This is a genomic window from Companilactobacillus sp. HBUAS56275 (assembly GCF_036913655.1).
Lineage (GTDB): Bacteria > Bacillota > Bacilli > Lactobacillales > Lactobacillaceae > Companilactobacillus > Companilactobacillus pullicola.
Map to the genome: position 1 here is coordinate 101643 of NZ_JAYKKK010000005.1, position 22593 is coordinate 124235.

At 36.0% G+C, this 22593-nt stretch carries 22 protein-coding genes, 1 tRNA gene and 1 other annotated feature; of the genes, 7 read left to right on the plus strand and 16 right to left on the minus strand.

All coding sequences use genetic code 11. From position 1 onward, the window contains the following. Nucleotides 1–79: 79 nt before the first annotated feature. The 4 genes from yjeM to U8526_RS10465 all read right to left on the minus strand — a co-directional run bounded on the left by yjeM (nucleotide 80) and on the right by U8526_RS10465 (nucleotide 3778). Nucleotides 80–1615, minus strand: a complete 1536-nt coding sequence (yjeM, locus tag U8526_RS10450; RefSeq protein ID WP_334341905.1) for a glutamate/gamma-aminobutyrate family transporter YjeM — start codon at nucleotides 1613–1615, stop codon at nucleotides 80–82. A 39-nt stretch (nucleotides 1616–1654) separates the two neighbouring features. Further along, entirely contained in the window at nucleotides 1655–3085 is a 1431-nt protein-coding gene (locus tag U8526_RS10455; protein WP_334341906.1) for a C69 family dipeptidase, read from the minus strand. Nucleotides 3086–3094: 9 nt separating this feature from the next. Then, nucleotides 3095–3421, minus strand: coding sequence for a heavy metal-binding domain-containing protein (locus tag U8526_RS10460; RefSeq protein ID WP_334341907.1), 327 nt, complete (start codon nucleotides 3419–3421; stop codon nucleotides 3095–3097). Between the two features lie 171 nt (nucleotides 3422–3592). After that, nucleotides 3593–3778 carry a CsbD family protein gene (locus U8526_RS10465; RefSeq protein WP_334341908.1) on the minus strand — a complete coding sequence of 62 codons (186 nt, stop codon included), beginning with the start codon at nucleotides 3776–3778 and terminating at the stop codon, nucleotides 3593–3595. A 473-nt stretch (nucleotides 3779–4251) separates the two neighbouring features. Between U8526_RS10465 and U8526_RS10470 the strand changes: the two genes are divergently transcribed. Continuing rightward, nucleotides 4252–4323 (plus strand) — tRNA-Gln (locus tag U8526_RS10470). Nucleotides 4324–4720: 397 nt separating this feature from the next. Here the strand turns inward: U8526_RS10470 and U8526_RS10475 are convergent. Both U8526_RS10475 and U8526_RS10480 read right to left on the minus strand, forming a co-directional pair. Then, nucleotides 4721–5188, minus strand: a complete 468-nt coding sequence (locus U8526_RS10475) for a DUF1097 family protein (RefSeq protein WP_334341909.1) — start codon at nucleotides 5186–5188, stop codon at nucleotides 4721–4723. A gap of 248 nt (nucleotides 5189–5436) precedes the next feature. Next, entirely contained in the window at nucleotides 5437–5715 is a 279-nt protein-coding gene (locus tag U8526_RS10480) for a hypothetical protein (protein WP_334341910.1), read from the minus strand. A gap of 267 nt (nucleotides 5716–5982) precedes the next feature. Here U8526_RS10480 and U8526_RS10485 point away from each other — a divergent pair, with 267 nt between their 5' ends. Then, nucleotides 5983–6897: a hypothetical protein gene (locus tag U8526_RS10485; protein ID WP_334341911.1), complete on the plus strand. Its 915-nt coding sequence runs from the start codon at nucleotides 5983–5985 to the stop codon at nucleotides 6895–6897. A gap of 14 nt (nucleotides 6898–6911) precedes the next feature. Here U8526_RS10485 and U8526_RS10490 read toward each other — a convergent pair whose 3' ends face one another. Further along, nucleotides 6912–7943, minus strand: coding sequence for an SDR family oxidoreductase (locus tag U8526_RS10490; protein ID WP_334341912.1), 1032 nt, complete (start codon nucleotides 7941–7943; stop codon nucleotides 6912–6914). 125 nt (nucleotides 7944–8068) lie between these two features. Between U8526_RS10490 and U8526_RS10495 the strand changes: the two genes are divergently transcribed. Further along, entirely contained in the window at nucleotides 8069–8638 is a 570-nt protein-coding gene (locus tag U8526_RS10495; protein WP_334341913.1) for a TetR/AcrR family transcriptional regulator, read from the plus strand. 85 nt (nucleotides 8639–8723) lie between these two features. Here the strand turns inward: U8526_RS10495 and U8526_RS10500 are convergent, their stop codons facing one another. From U8526_RS10500 to U8526_RS10510, 3 genes are all read right to left on the minus strand, one after another. Next, on the minus strand, nucleotides 8724–8969 hold the full coding sequence (locus tag U8526_RS10500) for a GlsB/YeaQ/YmgE family stress response membrane protein (RefSeq protein ID WP_334341914.1): 246 nt from the start codon (nucleotides 8967–8969) through the stop codon (nucleotides 8724–8726). 70 nt (nucleotides 8970–9039) lie between these two features. After that, entirely contained in the window at nucleotides 9040–9630 is a 591-nt protein-coding gene (locus U8526_RS10505; RefSeq protein ID WP_334341915.1) for a type 1 glutamine amidotransferase family protein, read from the minus strand. 393 nt (nucleotides 9631–10023) lie between these two features. Next, on the minus strand, nucleotides 10024–11493 hold the full coding sequence (locus U8526_RS10510) for an MFS transporter (protein WP_334341916.1): 1470 nt from the start codon (nucleotides 11491–11493) through the stop codon (nucleotides 10024–10026). 186 nt (nucleotides 11494–11679) lie between these two features. Between U8526_RS10510 and U8526_RS10515 the strand changes: the two genes are divergently transcribed. Continuing rightward, the gene (locus tag U8526_RS10515; protein ID WP_334341917.1) at nucleotides 11680–12864 is read left to right on the plus strand and encodes an acetate/propionate family kinase; all 1185 of its coding nucleotides are present in this window, start codon (nucleotides 11680–11682) and stop codon (nucleotides 12862–12864) included. 259 nt (nucleotides 12865–13123) lie between these two features. Continuing rightward, on the plus strand, nucleotides 13124–13393 hold the full coding sequence (locus tag U8526_RS10520) for a SemiSWEET family transporter (protein WP_442886246.1): 270 nt from the start codon (nucleotides 13124–13126) through the stop codon (nucleotides 13391–13393). A 52-nt stretch (nucleotides 13394–13445) separates the two neighbouring features. On the opposite strand, the gene U8526_RS10525 is transcribed toward U8526_RS10520, so the two are convergent. The 4 genes from U8526_RS10525 to asnS form a co-directional block, all read right to left on the minus strand. Then, on the minus strand, nucleotides 13446–14972 hold the full coding sequence (locus U8526_RS10525) for an ABC transporter permease/substrate-binding protein (RefSeq protein ID WP_334341919.1): 1527 nt from the start codon (nucleotides 14970–14972) through the stop codon (nucleotides 13446–13448). Further along, a complete protein-coding gene (locus tag U8526_RS10530; RefSeq protein ID WP_334341920.1) occupies nucleotides 14972–15904 on the minus strand; it encodes an ABC transporter ATP-binding protein in 933 nt (310 codons plus the stop codon). Before U8526_RS10530 ends, U8526_RS10525 begins: the two co-directional genes overlap by 1 nt. A 287-nt stretch (nucleotides 15905–16191) precedes the next feature. After that, nucleotides 16192–16698: a GNAT family N-acetyltransferase gene (locus tag U8526_RS10535; RefSeq protein WP_334341921.1), complete on the minus strand. Its 507-nt coding sequence runs from the start codon at nucleotides 16696–16698 to the stop codon at nucleotides 16192–16194. A gap of 19 nt (nucleotides 16699–16717) precedes the next feature. Next, the gene (gene asnS / locus U8526_RS10540; protein WP_334341922.1) at nucleotides 16718–18109 is read right to left on the minus strand and encodes an asparagine--tRNA ligase; all 1392 of its coding nucleotides are present in this window, start codon (nucleotides 18107–18109) and stop codon (nucleotides 16718–16720) included. A 62-nt stretch (nucleotides 18110–18171) separates the two neighbouring features. Further along, nucleotides 18172–18404: a binding site (T-box leader), on the minus strand. Between the two features lie 74 nt (nucleotides 18405–18478). On the opposite strand from asnS, the gene U8526_RS10545 reads away from it, so the two are divergent. Both U8526_RS10545 and U8526_RS10550 read left to right on the plus strand, forming a co-directional pair. Then, nucleotides 18479–19195 carry an alpha/beta hydrolase gene (locus U8526_RS10545; protein ID WP_334341923.1) on the plus strand — a complete coding sequence of 239 codons (717 nt, stop codon included), beginning with the start codon at nucleotides 18479–18481 and terminating at the stop codon, nucleotides 19193–19195. Nucleotides 19196–19278: 83 nt separating this feature from the next. Continuing rightward, entirely contained in the window at nucleotides 19279–19974 is a 696-nt protein-coding gene (locus tag U8526_RS10550) for a hypothetical protein (protein WP_334341924.1), read from the plus strand. Between the two features lie 75 nt (nucleotides 19975–20049). Here U8526_RS10550 and U8526_RS10555 read toward each other — a convergent pair whose 3' ends face one another. Then, a complete protein-coding gene (locus U8526_RS10555; protein ID WP_334341925.1) occupies nucleotides 20050–21225 on the minus strand; it encodes a MalY/PatB family protein in 1176 nt (391 codons plus the stop codon). Between the two features lie 505 nt (nucleotides 21226–21730). After that, the gene (locus U8526_RS10560) at nucleotides 21731–22582 is read right to left on the minus strand and encodes a DUF3737 family protein (protein WP_334341926.1); all 852 of its coding nucleotides are present in this window, start codon (nucleotides 22580–22582) and stop codon (nucleotides 21731–21733) included. Nucleotides 22583–22593 lie beyond the last annotated feature (11 nt).

The window sequence follows — 22593 nt, forward strand, 5'->3', positions numbered from 1 at the left end:
ACAGTACTTTATTTATTTTTTTATAAAATTCACGCAAAAAAAATAGACCTTATCAGAATTGATAAGATCTATTAATCTTTTAATCTGTTGCATTAGCAGTATTAGCTGCTTTTGTCTTGTCTTTAGATCTATGTTCGTATCTGTAGTAAAGTCCGAATCCGACTAAACCAAAGACGACTGGTCCAATAATTGTCCAAAGAGCATCTGTATATGCACCTTCCATGATTGGTTGGAGCAATGTAAAGATAATGGCAAAAGCCAAAACTAGGAAGACAACTGATGTAACAGTCCACATAGCTTTTTTATTCTTATAGAAGAAGTATGGTTTTTCAATATTCTTATTCATATTAAAGAATGGATATGCACCAACTAAGAATAAATATGGAACCGTTGTAGAAACATTAGCCATCAATGTCAAAACGTTATAAAGTGCTTTGGCATTCTTACCACCCATATCAACAACTAAGATAAGAACGATAACAACAGCGGCTTGAATCCACATTGCGTAAGCAGGCATACCATGTTTATTTAACTTTGTAACTTTTGAAGGCCACAAATCTTTTGGTGTACCCAAGATGAATGATTTCAATGGTGAATAAATCAAAACAAAGAAAGCACCCATGTAAAGAACGAACATATCGAAACCTGTAAATCTAGCTAACCATTCACCTAAGGCGATGGCAGCGGCACTACTTAAACCAATATGACTACCAAATTGGTAACCAAGATTACTCATCATAACGTAAGTAATATTACCTAAGTTAACATTACCTTTAGCGATAACAGCGTTCCAGTTAGTACTCATTGCCCAACAAAAGATTGTTAGTGAGTAAACTAAAGCCATAATAACGGCCGCAATTAAAACACCACGTGGAAAATCCTTCTTAGGATTCTTCATACTATCAGTAACACCACCAACGGATTCCAAACCACCATATGCAAAGATTGCATAAACGATAAAGGAAACCATCCCTAGTGGTGAAGCAAAGGCAGGATTAGCAGAATGAATAAAGGTATCCAAACCATTGATAGGTTCAGCTGTATGGAATCCTGACATGAATAAAACTGCCAAACTTAAAACAAAGAAAATAACTTGTAAGGCGATTGTCATGATTCCACCAAAGTTAGAAATCTTAGAAATCTTGTCAATACCTTGTGAAGCAGTATATGTAACAAAAATGATCCATAGAACAGCTAAAATACCAATAACTTGTGTAGCACTTAATCCAAAGAGACCCCATGTTTGTGTAACATCATGTCCTGCAAACATTGTTGAAAGTGGGATCCAAACTTTTGAAGAAGTTGACACTAGCCAAACTTCCCATGAAGCTAACCACATAAAGGTACCGATGAAAGCCCATTTTGCACCAACGGCTCCCTCGATCCAGGAATAAATTCCACCCTTTGCTTCATTAAAGGCGGCACCATATTCGGCTACCATGAATCCTACAGGTAGGAAGAATAAAAGTGCGGCGAAGATGTACCAAATAATACTTGCCAATCCCATTTGCTCGTAAGCAACTGTTGTATTAGCGAATCCAAAGATTGCCGTGAAGATCATCATTATTAATCCAAATAATGTGATTGTTTTTTTCGGCGAATTACTATCATCCATTTTTTAAAACCCCTCATTTAATTTTCAATGTACGAATTTTTACAAATTCATATCTGTCTTGAAGTTAAGAGGTGAAAAATCAGTCGAGTCCGTAATTAATTGAGCAATTAGCTCTTTATAACCATCCATTGAAATTTTTGCCATTTCAAAAGAGGCTTTTGTTAAATAATTAGGTAATTCCTCATCATCTTTGCTTGAAGCTTGTTCATCAAAATCACGTAATTTATTACGCAATGTGATGTTAATCGCCTCTTGCTTGTCTTGGAACATTTTTCCAAGTTCTTTATAGTGACCATCTAATAAAACTCCGGCCAGTTTATAAACCCAATAGGCTGACTTACTGTCGTATGGTAGTTTGCCAATCTTGTATTCTTCAGGAGTATCGGTAATTCCCATATAGAAAGGAACATAGACACTTTGTGAAGCTACACCCATTGCTAACCACTGCACACAGGCAATCTCAGGAGCCATATTTGGTCTTATTTGTAAGACATGTGACTCTTGAGTTTTAGCCAAACTGATTGGGCGATAACGTTTGTTATCTTTTGATTCGTTCAACGGATCATAAGGCGTCTTTTGGAAATGTGAAGCCAAGTAATCTTGAGCATCATCGACACTCAATAAACGATTAGCCTTTTTGATAAAGGACAAGTTTTCACTTTCAGGACTTTCATCCGTCTTGCCGGAAAACTCTTGTTGGCCCCACCAAACCCGTGGCGTACTATAAATCTCATCGGACAAATCATGTGTTCCAAAAATTTCTCTAAAATTGAACGTATCTGGTCTAGCATTCAAGTGATTATCGGCGACAAATTTTTGAATATCCTTGTGATACAAGAAATTCTCATGATCGTCAAAATCAATATCTTGAATTGCTAGTTGGTTGGCTACCACAGCGTAGCTATCGTCGGGAATACGCTGTGCTACCCAATAGTGACCTGATCCACTTTCGAAGTACCAAACCTCATCTTTATCCGAGAAAAGGACTCCGTTAGTTTCACAAGTTCCGTATTTTTCAATAATTTCACCTAAACGCAAAACACCTTCTTGAGCTGTCTTGACGTAAGGTAAAACTACTGTAATCATAGCTTCCTCACCAATACCATTTTCTTCAAGAGGATCTGCACCTAAAACACGTTGGTTAGCATAAGCACTTTCGGTAGCACTCATCCCAACTCCGTATTCATTAAAGCCATCCTCTTCGAACAGCCCCTCTTTTGAGGTCCATTCAGGAGTAGCAGAATATTTATTGCGAATTTTAGGTAAGTCCATTTGAAAATCATTGGCTTGAGAAACAAATCTTTGTTGCTCAGTAAATTCTTTATGTTCATGAATCACAAAATGCTTTGGCCAGGATGCTTTAGCGTCTTCGTTTCTACCAATAATAGTAGAACCATCGACAGTCGCACTCTTACCAATTAAAATGCTGGTACATGCAGACAAAGAACTCTTGTTGTACTCTAATGCCATCAAATCACCTTACTTAAATTTTACTGCAGTACCATATGCTGCAACTGTTTCCATATCAGCACTGATAGAATCGGAATCAAAACGCATCATGACTACAGCATCAGCACCCATGTCAATTGCATTTTGTCGCAGACGACTAATTGCAATATCACGAGCTTCTGTTAGTAGTTCAGTGTAAGCTTTAATTTCGCCACCAACGATGTTTTTAAATCCAGCACCGATATTCTTAACGACGTTCTTTGATTGAGTAGTCAATCCGAAAACTTCACCAATAATTTCGTATTCATGTCCTGGAATATGCTCAGTTGTAGTTACCAAAATCTCGTTCTTATCCATTGATTCACCTCACAAAAATATTTATTTCACTCCATTAAATAATGTAACACATTCAAAAGGTATTATGAGTAGTTATTTAGAATTTAATTACACTATTTTTAAGGAGATTAAAAAAATAAAAGCGCCATCACACCTATTGTGACAGCACTTTTAAAGAATAACACTTGATTTTTATTTATCAGTTTTCTCATTTACCTTATGAGCAACCTTATCAACTGCTTCATCTACTTTATCCTTAGCTTTACCAACCGCTTCTTGAACTTTACCTTTTAATTCTTGTTTGTCGTTACCAGAAGCCTTCCCTAAGGCTTGATTTGTTTTACCTTTGATTGCATCTTTTTTGCTATCAACACTCATAATAAAACTCCTCTCATATCTTTAATATGATTAAAGCTTAGCAAGTTTCCTGTTGATTCAGCAAATTAGAAGCTTTCACGTCAAAAAAATTTAAACTAATGGATTGTTGCAACTGCTTGACAGATAAAATAAGTCACAGCTATAACAATACACAACTTTAAAATGACCACATTACGATCAATTCTTTCTGATCTTCTTCTTTTACGCAATCTATCAATTCTCGTCATTTGTTACACCCGCTTTCGTTCTTACGGTTCTATTTTATAATACTTCGATTGTAATGGTCATTTCTTAAAGAATCCTTAAGTATTATCCACAACTTCTTTGAAATTCTTCATCATATATCGTTTAGTTACGATAAAACCTAATAGATGATAAAAATATGACTTCCATTTATAATGAATACGTAATTACTATTGACATTACAGCGTTTTTTTTATAACATTTTAGTGTTGTTTAATATTTTATATTAATGGGCATTCGCCAAATGGTAAGGCAGCGGACTCTGAATCCGCAATTTATTGGTTCGAACCCAATATGCCCAATATATATATCAGGAAATCCTATATCGAGGGTTTCTTTTTTTTGCATTGAAGTAACTATTATTATTTATTAATAAACGTAAATTAGCCATATCCATAAATAAGAATCATAATCGATTGTCAATGCAATTTGTTTCGTGCTATTATCAATACGTAAACGAAGACATTAAAAAAGACTAAAGAAGGCAATCTTCAGTCCCAAAAGCCTTAATGTCGTCGCCTAAATTACATTTGAATAAATTACTTTTGGGTCAGATATGCCAGTGTCTGGCCCTTTTTTGTATCTAGTGCTTTGTTTCCTTGATCAATAGCAATACAATTATCAAATTTTCTTAATTGACGGTTTTTATAAAAATAAGCTATCTGTTCTCATATTTTGAGACAGGTAGCTTATTTTTGTCTATCCAAATCTACTCATAATATATCTAATACCGTAACCAATGTAGTAAATGCCGACAAGCATTGAGACGCCAATCATTAGTACAGTAATTGGCCACTTACTTTTTGGTGTCATGCTTAAAATTTGAATAGTCAGCGCCCAGCCAATGAACCAAGACACCATGTTGACTTTTCTTAAATAGTAATTAATAATTACAGCCAAAAATCCAAATATAGCTAAAACTATTACTTGTGCCAAAATATTTAATGACGGTGGGGCCAACGCTATTAAACTAAATGAAACAGCTCCCCAAATATCGCCAATTAACAAACCAACTGATAAAGCTAAACCACTATCCCTACTGATCATTACCAAACCCGCTGTCATCAAGGCCACTGCACCAGTAGTGAAACCAAACATAGTTGAAAGTGCGGCCCAGATAGGTGGCAAAATGGCGACGGCAATGGCTTGAACATATACCCTTTTCATCTTGATCATCTCACAATTTTCAATATGGTTTTATATCCATCTTTTTTGCCGCTATTTAAACATCATTTTAATCATTATGCTATTAATTAGGTTTTAAAAAATAAGAGTTATAAGTGTAGCAAATTAGCAATAAACTACTGTCACAAACGAAAGTATAGACGAATATTCAAGATGTCTTTTCTCCAAAAAAAAGAACATCCTATTAAATACCAGCTAAGATGTACTTTTTAGAATGACCTTATTTATGCTTATTTCTTTTCCTTAGTTCCAGAATCCAAAATACTAATCGATTTATCAATCGATTCAAAAATTTCTGTATTTAGAAGTTCAATGATCGAACTCAATCTCCGATACTCATGGGACAAAACATTTTTATTGATTTGATCGTCATTTATACGTTTAAGTTTCAAATTGTAATCCATTAAAGCATTTATTCTGATTTTTGAATCATCCAGCTCACATAGTAAGTCGTCGATATCATCCATATTATAAGTTCTGGTTAGATTTTTCTCTTTAACTTCGTCCATAATAAATACTCCCTTCAGGTCACAAGCAAATTGACATTATTTCTATCGCCTATTTGTAATTCGCTTGTTTGACCTTTATTTTAATAGCTTTCGAAGTTAAAGCTAGTCTATTATCCAGAATGTAAATTTTTATTTTGTTGTGGTAACTCCTACTTTATATTCCAAAATTATATATCTTTTATTTTCAAAAGTTATATTCTATGTTAAACTAGTCTCGTTTTGCTGAAAAAGTATCAGCAGTTTACATTCAGAAAGGACGAGACAAACATGCATTTAAGTACTACTGAGAAGAGAAATTATCTAATTGGGTTTTCATTCATTATTGTCATGGTAGCGAGTGCCACCTTATTAAACGATATGGAAATCATTTTACCGGAGATAGGAGCCTTAACGGCCGGGACGTGGATTTATCAAAATGGAGGCTGGATCAATCAACCTTTGAAGATTTTTCTAGCTCCATCAGGAACGGCTATCATTGGTTTTCTGATCAATCAGTTAGCAATCGGCTACGCTCAAAAAGTTCTCTTAGGTCTACTTCTAATGCTAATTTTGTTACGTGTCCTGCACTCAAATTTAGCACCTTCGTTTGCGACGGGACTATTGCCGATCATTATTAACGCTACACACTGGTCATTCATTATTGCCATTCTACTATTCACCTTAGTATTGACAATTGGTGTCTTCGTTCAAGGCAACTACAAAGAAACAACACCGAGTTCGATCATCAAAAAACATCACATGCTAATTTTTGCCATCATGGCACTGATTTGGGTCGGTGGTGTCTGGTTCTTTGGTTTCTCACAGATGGCCGCCATCCCGCCGATTATGGTTGTGTTCTTTGAGGTTTTGCAAAAACCCGAATACAGTTGGAAAATGGCTCTCAAGCACTTTATTGCTTTAGTTGGTGCCGCCAGCATTGGCGTTTTAGTTCACACTTTTATCAGCTCGTGGTTAATTTCAGCTATCATTGCCCTACCACTGGTATTTGTTTTACTTCAACTTTTAAAAATCAAGTTACCAGCAGCCTTTGCTTTTCCACTTCTAGCTCTCGTTTTGCCTACTAATATGTTTCACATGTTGCCCCTAACCGCTGTTTTAGCGACGCTCTTTTTCTTAGGTTCAATCGTACTTCTCAAAAAATATTTCACTCCTATAAAAGTAGAAAATGACTCTCAAATTTAATGAGAGTCATTTTTTCATCTTACAATTCCCAGATCGATCATTGACTGAGCTGTGGCAATAATGGCTGTCTTGGCAGAACGAGGATTCCATCCTAACAAGTCCTTAGCCTTTTCGTTGCTAGTTCCGGCGTATTTACCAACAATCGAAGCAATCATTCTTAATTGAGGATTAGATAACGCTGCCGTTTTCACAACTACATTAGGAATCGTCTTTGTCGGGATATTTTTAGCGTAATCAGGAAACTCATTTCGTAAAATATCGGCCACATCCATCATCGACAAAGTTTCACCAGTTGTAGCTAAGAATCTTTCTCCGTTGGCCTTTGGTGAGGTCATAGCCAAGATATGTAAGCTGGCTACGTCGCGAACATCAACATAACCTGAATCAACCTTAGGTAAAGCCTTAATCCTGCCCTCTAGCATTTGTTGAATCTGAATGTTGGAATGGGAGTACTTAGCTGACAGAACTGGTCCCATAACCCCAACTGGATTGACAGTTGCTAATTCTAACCCATCTCCTTGTTTCTTGATAAAATCCCAAGCAGCCATTTCTGACATCGTCTTTGATTTTTGATATGGATGAATATTTTTGGCAGACAGATCTGACCAATCTTTTTCAGTGTACGGTGTCGTGCGGTTCTTATGACCAGCAAAAACAGCGCCATAAGCTGATGTCAAAACTACTCGTTTAACTCCAGCATCCTTCGAGGCTTTTAGAACACGCAAAACTCCATCTACGGCTGGACGAATCATTTCATCCTCATTTTTGAAGTTAAGCTTTGGGGTTGGTGAAGCCACGTGAATAACATACGTTGCACCACGCATAGTCTCTTCCCAATTCTTATCCGAGGACAAATCTGCTTGAGCAAATGACAGGTCGGAAAAATCTTTTACTCCGCCATTGAATAGCATCTCTTTGATGACATCTTCTTTTTTAGCGGCACGAACTGTCGTCCTGACGGCATAGCCTTGTTGTAATAATTGCAAAATAATGTGAACTGCGATAAAACCACTACCACCGGTAACGACTACTAATTGTTTTTTCATATTTAATAACTCCATTTTCATTTTAACTGACGTTTCACTTGTAACGTGCATGAATGTATCCTACTATGTAAGAAACAGTTGCTCAAGTAAATCGGAAGCATCTGTGACAGAATGGAGAAAGTGTTATGGCAGCGACCGAGCATTCACAGAAAATCAAACAAGATTCCCAGCAATATCTCATCACCGCACTATTACAATTATTAAAGACTAAGGATTTTAACGATATCACTGTTACTCAAGTTGTAAAACGAGCTGGTGTTAGTCGAATGGCCTTTTACCGTAACTTTGAAAGTCTAGACGACGTTTTGATAGCCTATATCGAACCCAAAATAAATGCTAGTTTTGAAAATATCATCAATCGCATCCCTCAAGATCAAAAGCTGAACGCCTTGGGTTCATTCTTTGAAGAAATAGCTGACACTTTGAAAATGGCCGTTAATAGGCACTATGAATCGATCATTCAGGATATTTTCAATAAAAATATGACCAAATTTTACGATCAAACTATGAATTGGAGTCAGTTCTCCCCTATGCAACGCAAATACTGGGTCAAATTTATGAGTGCTGGTGTCTATGCGATTTGGCGTGAATGGCTGATCAGTGGTCAAAATGAGACCATCAATGACATTCATGTCCTGTTGGCCGATTTTCAAATCTCAACCCTAAAAGCTTTAGAAAATGAAACGACAAAATAGTACCACCGACAAGAACTCCACCGACTATTAGGGTACTAACAGCCATAAATTTAAAAACTGATTTTACTGTATCCATAGTTATACCTCACGATGTTTTTTTGACGAAAAATGATACCACTAAGACTAAAATAATAGCTCCTATCAACGAAGGGATAATCGCCATCCCCGCTAGTTGTGGACCCCAGGCTCCTAATATTCCCTCACCTAGAGCTGATCCCACAATACCAGCTAAAATATTGCTGATCCATCCCATTGATTTTCCATTATTAGTAATGGCACCCGCAAGAGCACCAATAATAGCTCCGACAATGATTACCCATAACCAGTGCATAAGATTACCCTCCTTAATAATATTTATATCCTAATATTATTAAATTCCAGTAAGTTACGCACGAAATATGCTACTGAAATGGATTACCATATTTTTTACAATACTCGTAGAATCCATTATCATACAATTCAATCAAAGGTTTTAATTGCTCATCAGGCAAAAACTGGATTAATTTTAAAACAGCTTCAGTAAAATCTAATGCAGCTGTACCATTAGCAGTTACTAAATTCCTATCACTAACTACTTGTTGAGGTAGAAATTGATCAGAATTATCGTATTCTGAGTAATTCTTCCAAATTGCTTGGGAGTTTCCCGTATGTTTATAACCAGTCAACAATCCATTTTTAGCTAAGTAATCAACAGCACCACAGATAGCACCAACCGGTTGATTATTGTCTAATCTATCAGAAATTAGTTCTTTTAATTTTTCATTCTCAACATCCCATGAGTTTCCACCAATTAGAACTAACAAATCAATTTGTTCAGGTAATTCATCAATTTGATAATCAACTATTGTTTTGAACCCACCAATGGATGTCACCTCATCGGTTAAGGAGGCAGTCTTAACTGTCCATTCAGAATTCTGATTTAATTGACTTGATAAATAAGAACCCTCCCAGTCGGCATATTCATTTAATATAAAAAAGATTGCTGTTTTCATTAATTAATGACTCCTTTGATATTTTAAATTTTATATAACAATTAATCATAACGTAATATCAACAACTATACATTCAAAAATGCGTTCATACGCAACCAATACATATGGTTGATATGAGCACCTTTTTAATTTAAAGACATTTTTAAGCCAAAATCTATAGTAATCCTCCAAACTAAGAATCAAACTACTATTTAGTCTGGAACAAAAACGGGAAATGCGTTCAGCTATGAAATTATTGTTATCGGCTTTGCCGATTACAATAAGGCCGACTTTGGAAATCCATTATTTTACACAAAGTGTAAAATAATTAGTTTCGAATCGCGCCCATAGCGTTCCAATGCATTTCCCGTTTTTGTGGAGGACGACAATTTAAGCGTCATCCCCCCTTTCATACTATTTAATAATATTCTTATTTTTATCTCTAATATTAACAATCAAAACAATAACAAACAGTACAACCGTAACTAGGAAAACATTGTGCATCCCTTCAATAATTATCTTTTGCATTGAAGGAATTAAACTAGCTTCCGAGTTTTGGTTAGAACTAATGAATCTATCAACTTGTTGGAATGGTACATTAGGATATTTAACTAACTCATGATTAATCGACAAATTAAAGACTAATCCCAAAATACCGGTCATAACTGTCTGTCCTAAGGTTCTACCTAGAGTCAACATTGATGAAGCTGTACCTACGTCATTTTCTGGCACTACTTCCTGAGAAATCAAGGTATTCATGGTAATAATGATACCTAGACCACCACCGGTAATAGCAGCAATGATGTAGAACATTATCATTGGGAAATTGAGACTAGCAAAGACTAATAGCAAGTAGAACAGCATCTGAATTATGAGAACAGGAATTGCAATCCTTTTGGGAATAAACTTTTTAACCAATATCCCTACTAAGAATGATGCTGGCAACCACAATACCGGACTGGGTGTTATTGCCAAACCTGCGATTGATGCGGAAACTCGATAAACTGATTGCAACCAAATTGGGAAGTAGATCTGAAAACTTATCTGAACTCCACTTAGCAATAGTGTTGTCAAAATTTGAACTTTAAACAATTGATTTTTAAAGAGTGGCAATGGAATAATTGGATCGTCTGATCTTCTTTCTGAATAGACCAAGACCACTGTGGAGATAATTAGGATAACAAGCATTACTAAGATCAATGGAATCGACAATCTAGTCTCACCGATCAACTGTAGAAAAATCAATAGTGAAACTAATGTTGCTGTAAGACTGAGAGTTCCTTTGTAATCAATGTTAGCTTTTTTATCTTTTACTTTTCTGCTTTCGTCAAACCCTATCAAAATTAGAATTAGCACGATTATTCCTAAGGGTACATTGATAAAGAATATCCAGTGCCAATTCAATCTATCAACAACAAAACCGCCGATCAGTGGACCCAACAAAGCTGAGATCCCCCAACCGGTATTATTCAAAGCTATGATATTTGAACGTTTGTCATACGGAAACAGGTCAGCAATTATGGTGAATGTCATTGGCATAACTGCTCCGGCACCAAATCCCTGAATGGCTCTGAAAATAATCAACAGATAAATATTAGGCGCTATCCCTGAAAGGAAAGATCCTAATAAGAAAATAATTAAGCCACTGACGAATATCGGTTTACGCCCCAATTGATCAGATAGCTTCCCATATACAGGTGTGCTGACAGCTGTCGTCAACAAATACATTGCAAAGACCCAACTTTGTAAAGCCAAACCATTCAATTTACTAATAATCGTCGGCATGGCTGTGGTAACAATTGTCGTTTCTACCGAAGTCATGAAAGTCGCGATAAAAATAGCAATCATCGTTAATATTAAATCTAACCGCTTATTTTTTAACATGATGAAAGCTTCCTTTTATTGTTTTCGTGACAGGATTATAGACCAAAGTTAAAAATATTTATAAAATATGGTACCAAAAATACAATTCGACATTTATTAATCGCCATATTATTGCAATGACTTGCTTCTTTATATAACATATTTAGTGATGAAAGCTTCATATTAAAAGAAAAGAGTGATTTCGTAATGGAAAAAACGTTGATCGTCAACGCCGGCAGTTCATCCCTAAAATGGAAATTATTTGAAATGCCCTCCGAAAAAGTTTTGGCAAGTGGTACTGTGGAAAGAATCAATGCCCCTGCTTCCTTCTTCAAGATGAAATATAATGGTAAGAAATTTGAAAAAACACAAGATAATCTAACTCAGAATCAAGCTGCACAAATGGTTTTTGAGGAATTGCAAAATCTAGATATCATTAAGGATCTATCTGAAATTACCGCCGTAGCACACCGTGTCGTAGCCGGAGGTCAAGTTTTCAAACATGCCGTTGAAATTACTCCTGACGTGTTGAAACAAATCAAAGCACTCAGTGACTTTGCCCCACTTCACAATCCTATGGAGGCTAAAGGAATCGAAACGATGGCACAGACTTTGCCTAACGTAAAACAATATGCCGTCTTCGATAGTCAATTTTTCACTGATTTACCTGAGAAAAATGCTATCTACAGTTTGCCTTATGAATTAACTAAGAAATATCAAATCCGTCGTTATGGCGAACACGGTATTTCCCACAGTTATTTGACTGAACGTGCTGCAAAATTACTCAACAAGCCACAAGCAGACGTTAACTTGGTCACAATGCATCTAGGCAGTGGTGCCTCTCTAGCCGCCGTTAAAAATGGTAAAGCTTTTGATACTTCAATGGGATTCACACCTCTAAATGGTGTCACAATGGGAACACGTTCCGGAGACATCGATCCCGCCTTAGTGCCCTTTTTAATGAAAGAATTAAAACTCGATGATCCACAACAAGTTCTAGACATCTTCAACCAAAAATCAGGACTCTTAGGAATTGCCGAATTCTCATCTGATATGCGTGATATTAAGGCTCAAGAAGATACTAACGAACAAGCTAAACTAGCCATCGATATCTTCGTTAACCGCGTTGTTAAATACGCCGGAAGTTTCCTAACTGAATTGCATCACGCCGATGCCCTAGTCTTTGCTGGTGGTATCGCTGAAAATAACGCTTGGTTAAGAAAACAAATCATCGATGAACTCGCTATTTTCAATGTAAAACTAGACGACAAATTAAATGAAGCCGCTCAAGAAGGATTGATCAGTAGTCCTGACTCAGCTATCAAAGTATTCTTGATTCCGACTGACGAAGAATTAATGATGGTTCGCCAAGTCGCTAAGATTCAAAACTAAATTTTTCAACATAAATGTGTGACAAATCCACTTAAAAGTAAAAGTCCCCATGACTCAGAAGTTGAGTTATGGGGGCTTTTTGTTTCTCAATTTTGTGAAACAGTATATTGATTGACAATACAAATTGTCTGGTTTATTTTGTACGTATGGTCAAATATTATTAATTAAATAATATAATAATGACTTTTTTAACGTCCAAAATTTACCTGACGACGAAAAAAGCTGGGCATTTGAAAGGAAGTTAATTTAATTGCAGAGGATAAGTTCAGAAAAAGTAGAGAGAATTGGGACAATCGCTAGTGCGATGTCTGTTTTAATGTACGTTTCTTATATTCCCCAGATTATCTCCAACCTATCTGGTAGTAAGGGAAATCCTATTCAACCACTCGTTGCTTTTATCAACTGCACCATTTGGACAGCTTATGGATTACTCAAGAAAGAAAAGGATTGGCCTATCGTATGGGCAAATATTCCTGGTATCTTTCTTGGAGCAGCAACATTCATCACTGCAGTATTTAATTTTGGTTAATTTGAAGATTTAAAAACGGTATCTATAGTTATCCTATAGATACCGTTATTTTTTACTTCAATAAACCTTTTTTAACCAAATAATCATGAGCCACAACACTGGCTTTCTTATTCTTAACACTGACTTGATAATTCATCTTCTGCATATCTTCAGCAGAGATCTTACCAGCCAACTTATTCAAACTCTTAACGACTCCAGGATTCTGCTTAGCAAAACTCTCATTCATCAATGGTGCACCCTGATATGGTGGGAAGAAATGCTTATCATCCTTCAAAACTACCAAATGATACTCGGCAACTTCTGGATCAGTCGTATAACCATCTACTAAATTAACACGGTCATTGGCGATGGCCTTATAACGCAAGGACGGTTCCATTCGTTTAATGTTAGCAAAGTCTAAGTCATACTCTTTCTTTAATCCTAAATAACCATCAGCCTGGTTAGAAAAGTCGGGATCAAATCCAGCAATAACTTTATCATTCACTCGTTTCAAATCGCTTAACTTAGTAACATGATATTTCTTAGAAAACTCTTTAGTTACGGCCAAATCATAACCGTTCTCATACTTCATTGGTTTTAAGAAACTCATATTTTCTTGCTCGGATAGTTCTTCTTTGGCAATTTGATAGGTCTTTTCTGGATCTTTTGGTGTCGGCTTATCGTATTTTACCAAAGCTTCCAAAACTGTTCCGGTAAATTCTGGATAAATATCAACATCTTGACGTTTCAATGCTTTGTACAAGAAAGTTGTAGCTCCAAAATTAGGCTTCAAAGTTACCTGAGCTTTGGGATTATCCTGTTTGATCAAATCTTTGTACATGTTGATCAAAATTTCAGGCTCACTACCTAGTTTACCAGCAATTGTTATCTGAACTGGTTGTGGTTTGGTCATCTGATAAACTTTATTACCACCAAATCCTAGTAACAATAAGAGTACTACAATGCCACTCGCATAGATTCGACGATTTGAAGAACCAATAAATTTCAAGAGTCCACTGAAAATAAAGGCCAATAAAGCTGATAGAACACCACCGATAATTAGGTAATAATTATTATTTTGTTGAATACCCAACATAATATAATCACCTAAACCACCGGCACCAATGAAGGCAGCTAATGTTGCTGTACCAATAATCATGACCAAAGCAATTCTGATTCCGGAGATAATCATTGGCAAAGCTAACGGAAATTCTAGTCGTTGTAATCTTTTCCACTTCGACAATCCAAAGGCAACCGCAGCTTCCTCCAGATTATGATCAATATTGGTCAATCCGGAATAAGTATTTTGGTACAAAGGCATGATAGCATACATTGTTAAAGCTACAACTGCCGGTACCGTTCCAATCCCTACAATTGGAATCAACAATCCCAACAAGGCCAAACTAGGAATCGTCTGAATGATCCCAGCAATCTGTAATCCCACTTCACCAAAGCGGCGATGGTTTCGTAACAAAATAGCCAGCGGTATTGCGATTAGCATGGCAATCAATAGTGAAATAAATGAAATACCAATATGCTGATACAGTGATTTGAAAATTTCAGCACGTTGGCTGACCATCGTTTGTAATAACATTTGCATTATTGATTGTCCCCCTCTTTTTCAAAGTAAGCTAACAACTGTTGAGGGGTCAATGAGTATGACTTACCCTGATAACTAAATTTTATTTCGGCGTGGTCTTTTAAACTGTTAACCAGTTCACCAAAAAGCTCAACTTCTGGATATTCGGTTGAATTAGGAATTTCCGTTAAAACTTTGGAACCAATCAAGAAGTCCATATTCCACCAATGTGGCGTTCTAGCACCAAAGAATTTCTTAACAAAATCATTGGCCGGATTTTGCATGATTTCATGTGGTGTTCCAACTTGTTGAATCTCGCCCTGATTTAAGATGGCAATTCTCTGCCCCATCCGCAAAGCCTCTTGCATATCATGGGTTACAAAGACAACTGTCATCTTATATTTAGCATGCAATTTTAAAACTAAATCCTGTGATTTACGTCTTAAAACCGGATCCAAAGCACTAAAAGATTCATCCATTAAAACTAATTTAGGACTGGTTGCCAAAGCACGGATAATAGCAACACGTTGTTGTTGACCACCAGATAACTCGTCTGGCATTCTTTTAGCATATTTTTTAGGATCAAGTTCAACTGATTCCAATAATTCAGCTGCACGTTTATGACGTTCTACCTTTGAAACACCCTTTTGTTCCAGTTGAATGGCAATATTATCTTCTACATTCAGATTAGGGAATAAACTGCTATCTTGTAGAACGTAACCCATGTCGAGACGTAATTTCTGTACGTCGTAATCCTTGATCTTTTTGTCAGCAAAATAGACGTCGCCATCGGTGGGTACTGTCAGTTGGTTTAACATTCTCAATAATGTTGTTTTACCGCTACCACTGGGACCGACTAATACGAACAATTCTCCGTCATTGATGGTTAAATTAATATCATGTAAAACAGAGTTTTTTTCGTATTTCATCCCTACATTCTTATACGTTATCAACTTATTTCCCCTCTCCGAAACTAACTTACCTTAATAATAAATATCTTCTAACTTTTAAACAAAAAATTAGCACAATAATATCAATTTACTTGTTACAGAATAAACTGTACATCTACGTTACAGTCAAGTTTTTTAACAACTGTTTATAACGATATACTTACTTCAAAGGGCAGTACATTCATTTAATTAAGTCTTTGAGGGAAATTTTATTATTTTTTAAAGTGAAATAAGAAGGCCAAAATGATAACCACTTTATATTGTGGTAACCATTTTGACCTTCTTTAGGGTTATTTTATTATCTTTTCGAATCCAATCATATCGGCAACTCCAGCTCTTTGAATGACTCCTCTTTTATCGAAACCATTTTTTAATAAACTGTGTTGCATTGATTTATTATTTTCATAAGTATCAGTTCGCAAACTATGTACCCGATGTACAGAACACTTGGCGGTTGCAAAATCTAACAACTCTGTTGCTAAACCTTGACCTTTACTTTCATTATCAACTGCAACTCGATGAATCGTTGCATAAGCACTATTAATTTTCCAATTCTCACCGGAAATATTGCTATATTCTGGCTGAACAGTAAAAGTCAATGTCATGATTGCTAATACTTTTCGATCTACTTCGATAACGTAACACTCATGATTATGGATATCCGCTAAAATAACTTCTGAAGTCGGATAATTATTTTGCCACTGATCAATATTATTAGCTTTAAAATAATTTTGAGCTTGACCAATCAATTCCATGATTCTATCTAAATCACTTATTTTAGCTTCTCTAATAGCCATAATCATACTTCCTAACTAATTAAAATTCAGCATTACCAGGTGTTCTTGGGTAAGCAATGACGTCACGAATATTTTCCATACCTGTGATGTACATAACCAATCTTTCAAATCCAATACCGAAACCTGAGTGAACTGTACCACCGTACTTACGTAATTCTAAGTACCACTTGTAGTCTTCTTCGTTCATATCTAGTTCTGACATTCTCTTTTCAAGTTTATCAAGACGTTCTTCACGTTGTGATCCACCAATTAATTCACCGATTTCAGGTACTAACAAGTCGGCTGCAGCAACGGTCTTGCCGTCGTCATTGGCACGCATGTAGAAGGCTTTGAATTCCTTAGGATAGTCTGTGATGAAGACTGGCTTCTTGTAAACTTTTTCTGATAGGTAACGTTCATGTTCTGATTCTAGATCAAGTCCCCAATATGGTTTGATTTCGAATTCAACATCTGTTGCTTTTTCAAGAATGTCGATAGCATCTGTATAAGTAACGTGAGCAAACTCTTCGCCTGCTGTTGCTTTCAGGCGGTCGATCAATGTATTATCAACGTTTTCATTCAAGAATTCTAGTTCTTCTTTAGCGTTGTCCATAACGTAGTTGATAACATATTTAAGTAACTCTTCGGAACAATCCATCTCATCTTTAAGATCAGCGAATGCCATTTCTGGTTCGATCATCCAGAATTCGGAAGCGTGACGTCCTGTATGTGAGTTCTCTGCTCTAAAAGTTGGTCCAAATGTATAAACGTTTCTGAAGGCTAGAGCAAATGGTTCTACTTCTAGTTGTCCACTAACTGTTAGGTTAGTTTCTTTCTTGAAGAAGTCTTCGTTGTAGTCAACTTTACCATCGTCTGTCTTTGGTACGTTGTTCATATCCAAAGTTGTTACTTGGAACATTTCACCGGCACCTTCGGCATCTGAACTTGTGATGATTGGTGTGTGAACGTAAACGAAGCCGTTGTGTTGTAGATATTCGTGGATAGCAAATGCTGCTAGTGAACGAATTCTAAATACTGAATAGAAAGTATTTGTTCTTGGACGTAAGTGAGCAATTGTTCTCATAAATTCATATGAGTGAGCTTTCTTTTGTAGTGGATAATCTGAATCTGAAGCACCCTCTTCAACTACTTGGGTTGCATGGATTTCAAATGGTTGTTGAGCTTTAGGTGTTAGTGCTACTTCACCAACAACTTTAATTGTTGTACTGATTGGGAACTTAACTACATCAGCATAGTTGTCCATATCACTTGTAATAACAACTTGTACATTCTTGAAGAATGAACCGTCATTTAATTCGATAAAACCTACTCGTTTTGAACCTCTGATTGTACGAATCCAACCAGAAAGTGTGACTTGATCACCGTCAGCAAATTCTTTTTTGTATAAATCTTTAACTAAAACGTCTGTCATTGCTTTCTCTCCTCTTCAACTCTGGAATACTGTAGACGAAAAAAAGATCCTCCATCCCCAATAAAAGGGACGAAAGATCTTTCCGCGGTACCACCCAAGTTTTTAAAAAAACACCTCAAAAGTACATTAAAATACTCTCCAATTATAACGTACTGGGTCACGTCTAAACCTACTCTCAATGATTTCAGCTAGAATAACAAAGATGTTTTTCCCATATACCGACACGTTAAGTTCTCACTTTCCTTAACTCCCTGTGGATAAAGTATACAGTACTCCTTCTTTTAATATCTTTAGATATTTTAATTTTCTTAAATGTAGCATATTTTCAACCAAATTGTAAAGTAGAATATAGATATTAGGAGGATTATTATGAAAAAGTTTTTCAAGTGGTTGATTGGAATCATCATTGCCCTAGCTGTAATAGTGTTGATCTCTGTCTTTGTCGTTAAAAATAAAGAGTATCAACCTTCTTCAGCAGCACTTTCAGCCAATAAAGTTAGCACGACTACTAATAATATTACGGAGTTTTCAGGAAATAATCAGAACCCTAAAGTTATTTTCTATCCTGGAGCTTTGGTAGAACCCAAGAGTTACAGCATTTGGGCCAAGAAAGTAGCTCAAGCAGGATATTCGGTTTACATAGTAAGGTTTCCATTAGATCTTGCTGTTTTAAAAACTAACGTGGCTGACCAAGTTTCTAAATCGAATGGTTATGTCATCGGAGGCCACTCTCTCGGCGGAACCATGGCAAGTCGTTATGCTCACGATCATTCTAAAAATCTCAAAGGTGTCTTTTTCCTAGCTAGTTATCCCGAGAAAAAAGGAGATTTACGGAAAACCAAGGTGCCAGTTTTATCAATTACCGCTTCAAATGATGGTATTTTAAAGTGGAATAACTACAACAAGGCCAAAAAATTACTACCAAATAATACAGTTTATGAACAAATTCAGGGTGGAAATCACGCCGGCTTTGGTAGCTATGGCAAACAGAGTGGTGATAAATCCGCTTCTATCAGTAATCGAAAACAACAAAATATTGTAAGCAGATTATTAATAAATTGGCTAAACACAAAAATAATCAAATAAATTAAAACGTTTTCATAAATTCCCACAAAAGCGCATACATTTTTGGTATACTATCCCTAGTCGTTACAATTTTTGGGGGAAACATGACTATTTTATTCGATAAGAAATTAACTTTAAATGAGGATTCAACAACCTTTATTGAGAATTATATTAACTACGTAAGAACAATCAATCCCGAAGATTTATATGAAGGAAAAAAAGATAAAAACATTCTAAAAAACAAATTCATTTTTCGGATTCATCAATTGGCAAATCTTGATTCAGCTATTATCAGCTTAGATACGTTTGATAAGAAAATTAATGTCCTAGCCCGTATTCCCGGTTTTGAAACTGTCGTGATCGGCTCCTATCCACTAAGTTCTCATCTTAAAAAGATTATGTCTCAAGGAGTTTATCCCACAATAAAAATAACCGGTGGTAGATACAAAAAAGTTGTTCCGACTGATTTTGATAAAGATATTATAGAAAATGGTTTTGAACCATATGGAATAATCCTTGAGCTTCACCAAGTTGAAAATGTTGCCTACAAATCAAGAAAAATTGACGTAATTTATAATTATGTCTTCAAAAGTGAACGCAGTCTCGTCAACGTTTCAAAAATCTTGATGTTGTGCTTTGCTCTCTTTGGACTGGCATTGGGATTAGGCTTCATGTTCTTAGGCTTCTTCATGACGGGATTAATGGTAATTGTCGCCTTCTTCGGCGTTAACTCTTATACTTTGATCTTGTCTGATACCTACAAACCTAAGCAAGAATTAAATCAAACCCAAACAAATTAATATTAACTTCTGTGCTACACAAAAAAACATCTATTGAGTTCTTTAACTAGAACTCCAATAGATGTCTTTTTTTATCTAATCTTTTTGTTTATAATCATTTACACCCTTTTGAAGACGATTCAAGCCATCCTGAATCATCTCTGTTGGACTAGCAATATTCATACGAATGCAGTGATGACCATCACCACCGTAAACATCGCCAGGTGTAACAATCAAGCCAGTGTCTTTTCGAATAAAATCAGTCAACTCGTCAACATTCTCGGTCAATTGCGATACATCAAACCAAAGTAAGTATGTTGCATCCCCTTTGATCCATTTGATTTCAGGAACATTTTCTTCCAAGAAATCCAAAACTAATTTCCGATTGGCCAAAACTTTTTGTTTCAATTGTTTCAACCACTCATGTCCCTTTGTATAAGCTGCAATCGTTCCAGGAACAGCCACAACGTTAGGTTCGGCCAATTCCTCACTATTCAAACCACGACTCACCTGAGCCCTTAAATTAGCATTAGGAACAATCACCGTTGAAGCATGAAAGGCAGCCACGTTAAATGTTTTACTTGGTGATACGGCAACGATCACATTCTTGAGATATTTTTCTTCCAATCCGAAAACGGGATTATAACCATCCTCAGTAAAAGTAACGTCACCATGAATTTCATCACTAAACAATTTAACATCATATTTCAAACATAAATCAGCAATCTTAGTTAATTCCTCAACCGTCCAAACTTTTCCAACTGGATTATGAGGATTACACAAGATCATCATATTAGTTAACGGATCACTCAATTTCTCTTCCAAATCTTGAAAATCAATCGAGTATTGATAAGTCTGTGGATCATAAACCAAATCATTTGAGACCACATGACGACCGTTATTAACAATCGAGTTATAGAAAATATTGTAAACAGGTGCTTGTACCAAGACATTGTCACCTAACGAAGTCAAACGACGCACTGCCGAAGAAATAGAAGGCACTACTCCAGTTGCAAAGACCATCCAGTCCTCTTGAGGACGAACACCGTGTTCAGTTTCATACCAATCAGCTACAGCCTTACGATATTCATCAGGAATTTCTTCATAACCAAACAGTCCCATAGAAATCTTATCCTGCACAGCCTCAATAATTTCCGGAGCCGTCTTGAAATCCATGTCAGCAATAGTCATTGGCAATTCACCTTGACCAACATCCCACTTAGCCGAGTTTCCAGCACGTTCTTTGTTTAAAGTTTCAAAATCGTAATTCATTAGGCTACACTCCTTAGTTTTTGTCTAAAGGTAATATATTAACTGATGTAGTTTAAGTATGCCGTCGGTAGTAGAAAATCTGTAGGCCGCTGGAACGTAGCGGACACGGCTACCGAGGGCCAACGGGTTTTCTACTACCAAGTATATTTCTGATTCTATTATTGTTCAAAATCGCAGTGTTTGGGGTTTTCCTAGTTCTAAATAACTAAATGTTCATTATTAAGCAGGTATAGTATGTAAAAATACTCGATTCTCTTAACAAATACCAATCTAACTATCTAATAACTTAGGAATAAACAAACAACAGAACAACACACTAGTCCGGAGTAAAAATTGGGAATACGTTCAGCTATGAAATCATTGTTAATGGCTATGCCATTTACAATGAGGCCGACTTTGGAAATCCATTATTTTGCACGAAGTGTAAAATAATTAGTTTCAAATCGTGCCCATAGCGTTCCAACAGCATTCCCAATTTTTACGGAGGACGGCATCTTACACCAACCTATACCTTTTGAGTTATCTTAATCGAAGTCTTCGTCTTATCAATTTCAGGATCATCAAAAATAATATCATCAACTGACTTAACACTGATTGAACCACTGATAGGATTCTTGATGCTCATCACATCAGTTGTAATCTCAGCGTCAATATTTGAACAGTATTCAAAAGCCAAATCAGTTCTAAGTACCTTACAATTGACCATCTTCAAGTTGTCGATATAACAAAGACCCTGTTCACTTTCAATTGTACAATTAATCAACGTAATATTCTTAGTGTTCCAAGCTAAATATTCACCACTGATCTTTGAATCATAGATAGTGACATTATCGCAATTCCAGAAAGCATCTTTGGAAACGAAAGTTGAATTATGAATTTCAATATTCTTGGCACCGTCAAAGACATAGTTACCAACAACATTTAAGTTTTCAGCGTAAATATTTTCACTGTCCTTACCAAAGTAATTGCCGTTGACTTCAACATCTTTCATCTTGATATCCTTGCAAGTCCACATTGTTTCTTCAGCGTCAGCAAAATGAACATTGTTCAATCTAATATTGGAAGCACGACGGAAAAGTTTTGGTGCTTGCAATGCTGAATTGTTAATTTCGATATCGTCAGTATACCAAATACCAGAACGTGACATTGTTTCGAAGATGGAGTCATCAACTTTAACATGTTTTGAATACCAAAGTGGATACTTCCATTTAAAAACGACATCGTTTAAATCAATATTTCTTGATTCTTTAAGTGGAGATTCACCTTCACCAAAAGTTGTATCAGTTATTTGAGCATCATGTTCTTTAAATAAAGGACGTTCGCCATCAAAATAACCTTCATTTATTTGTTTCTTCATTTAATTACCAA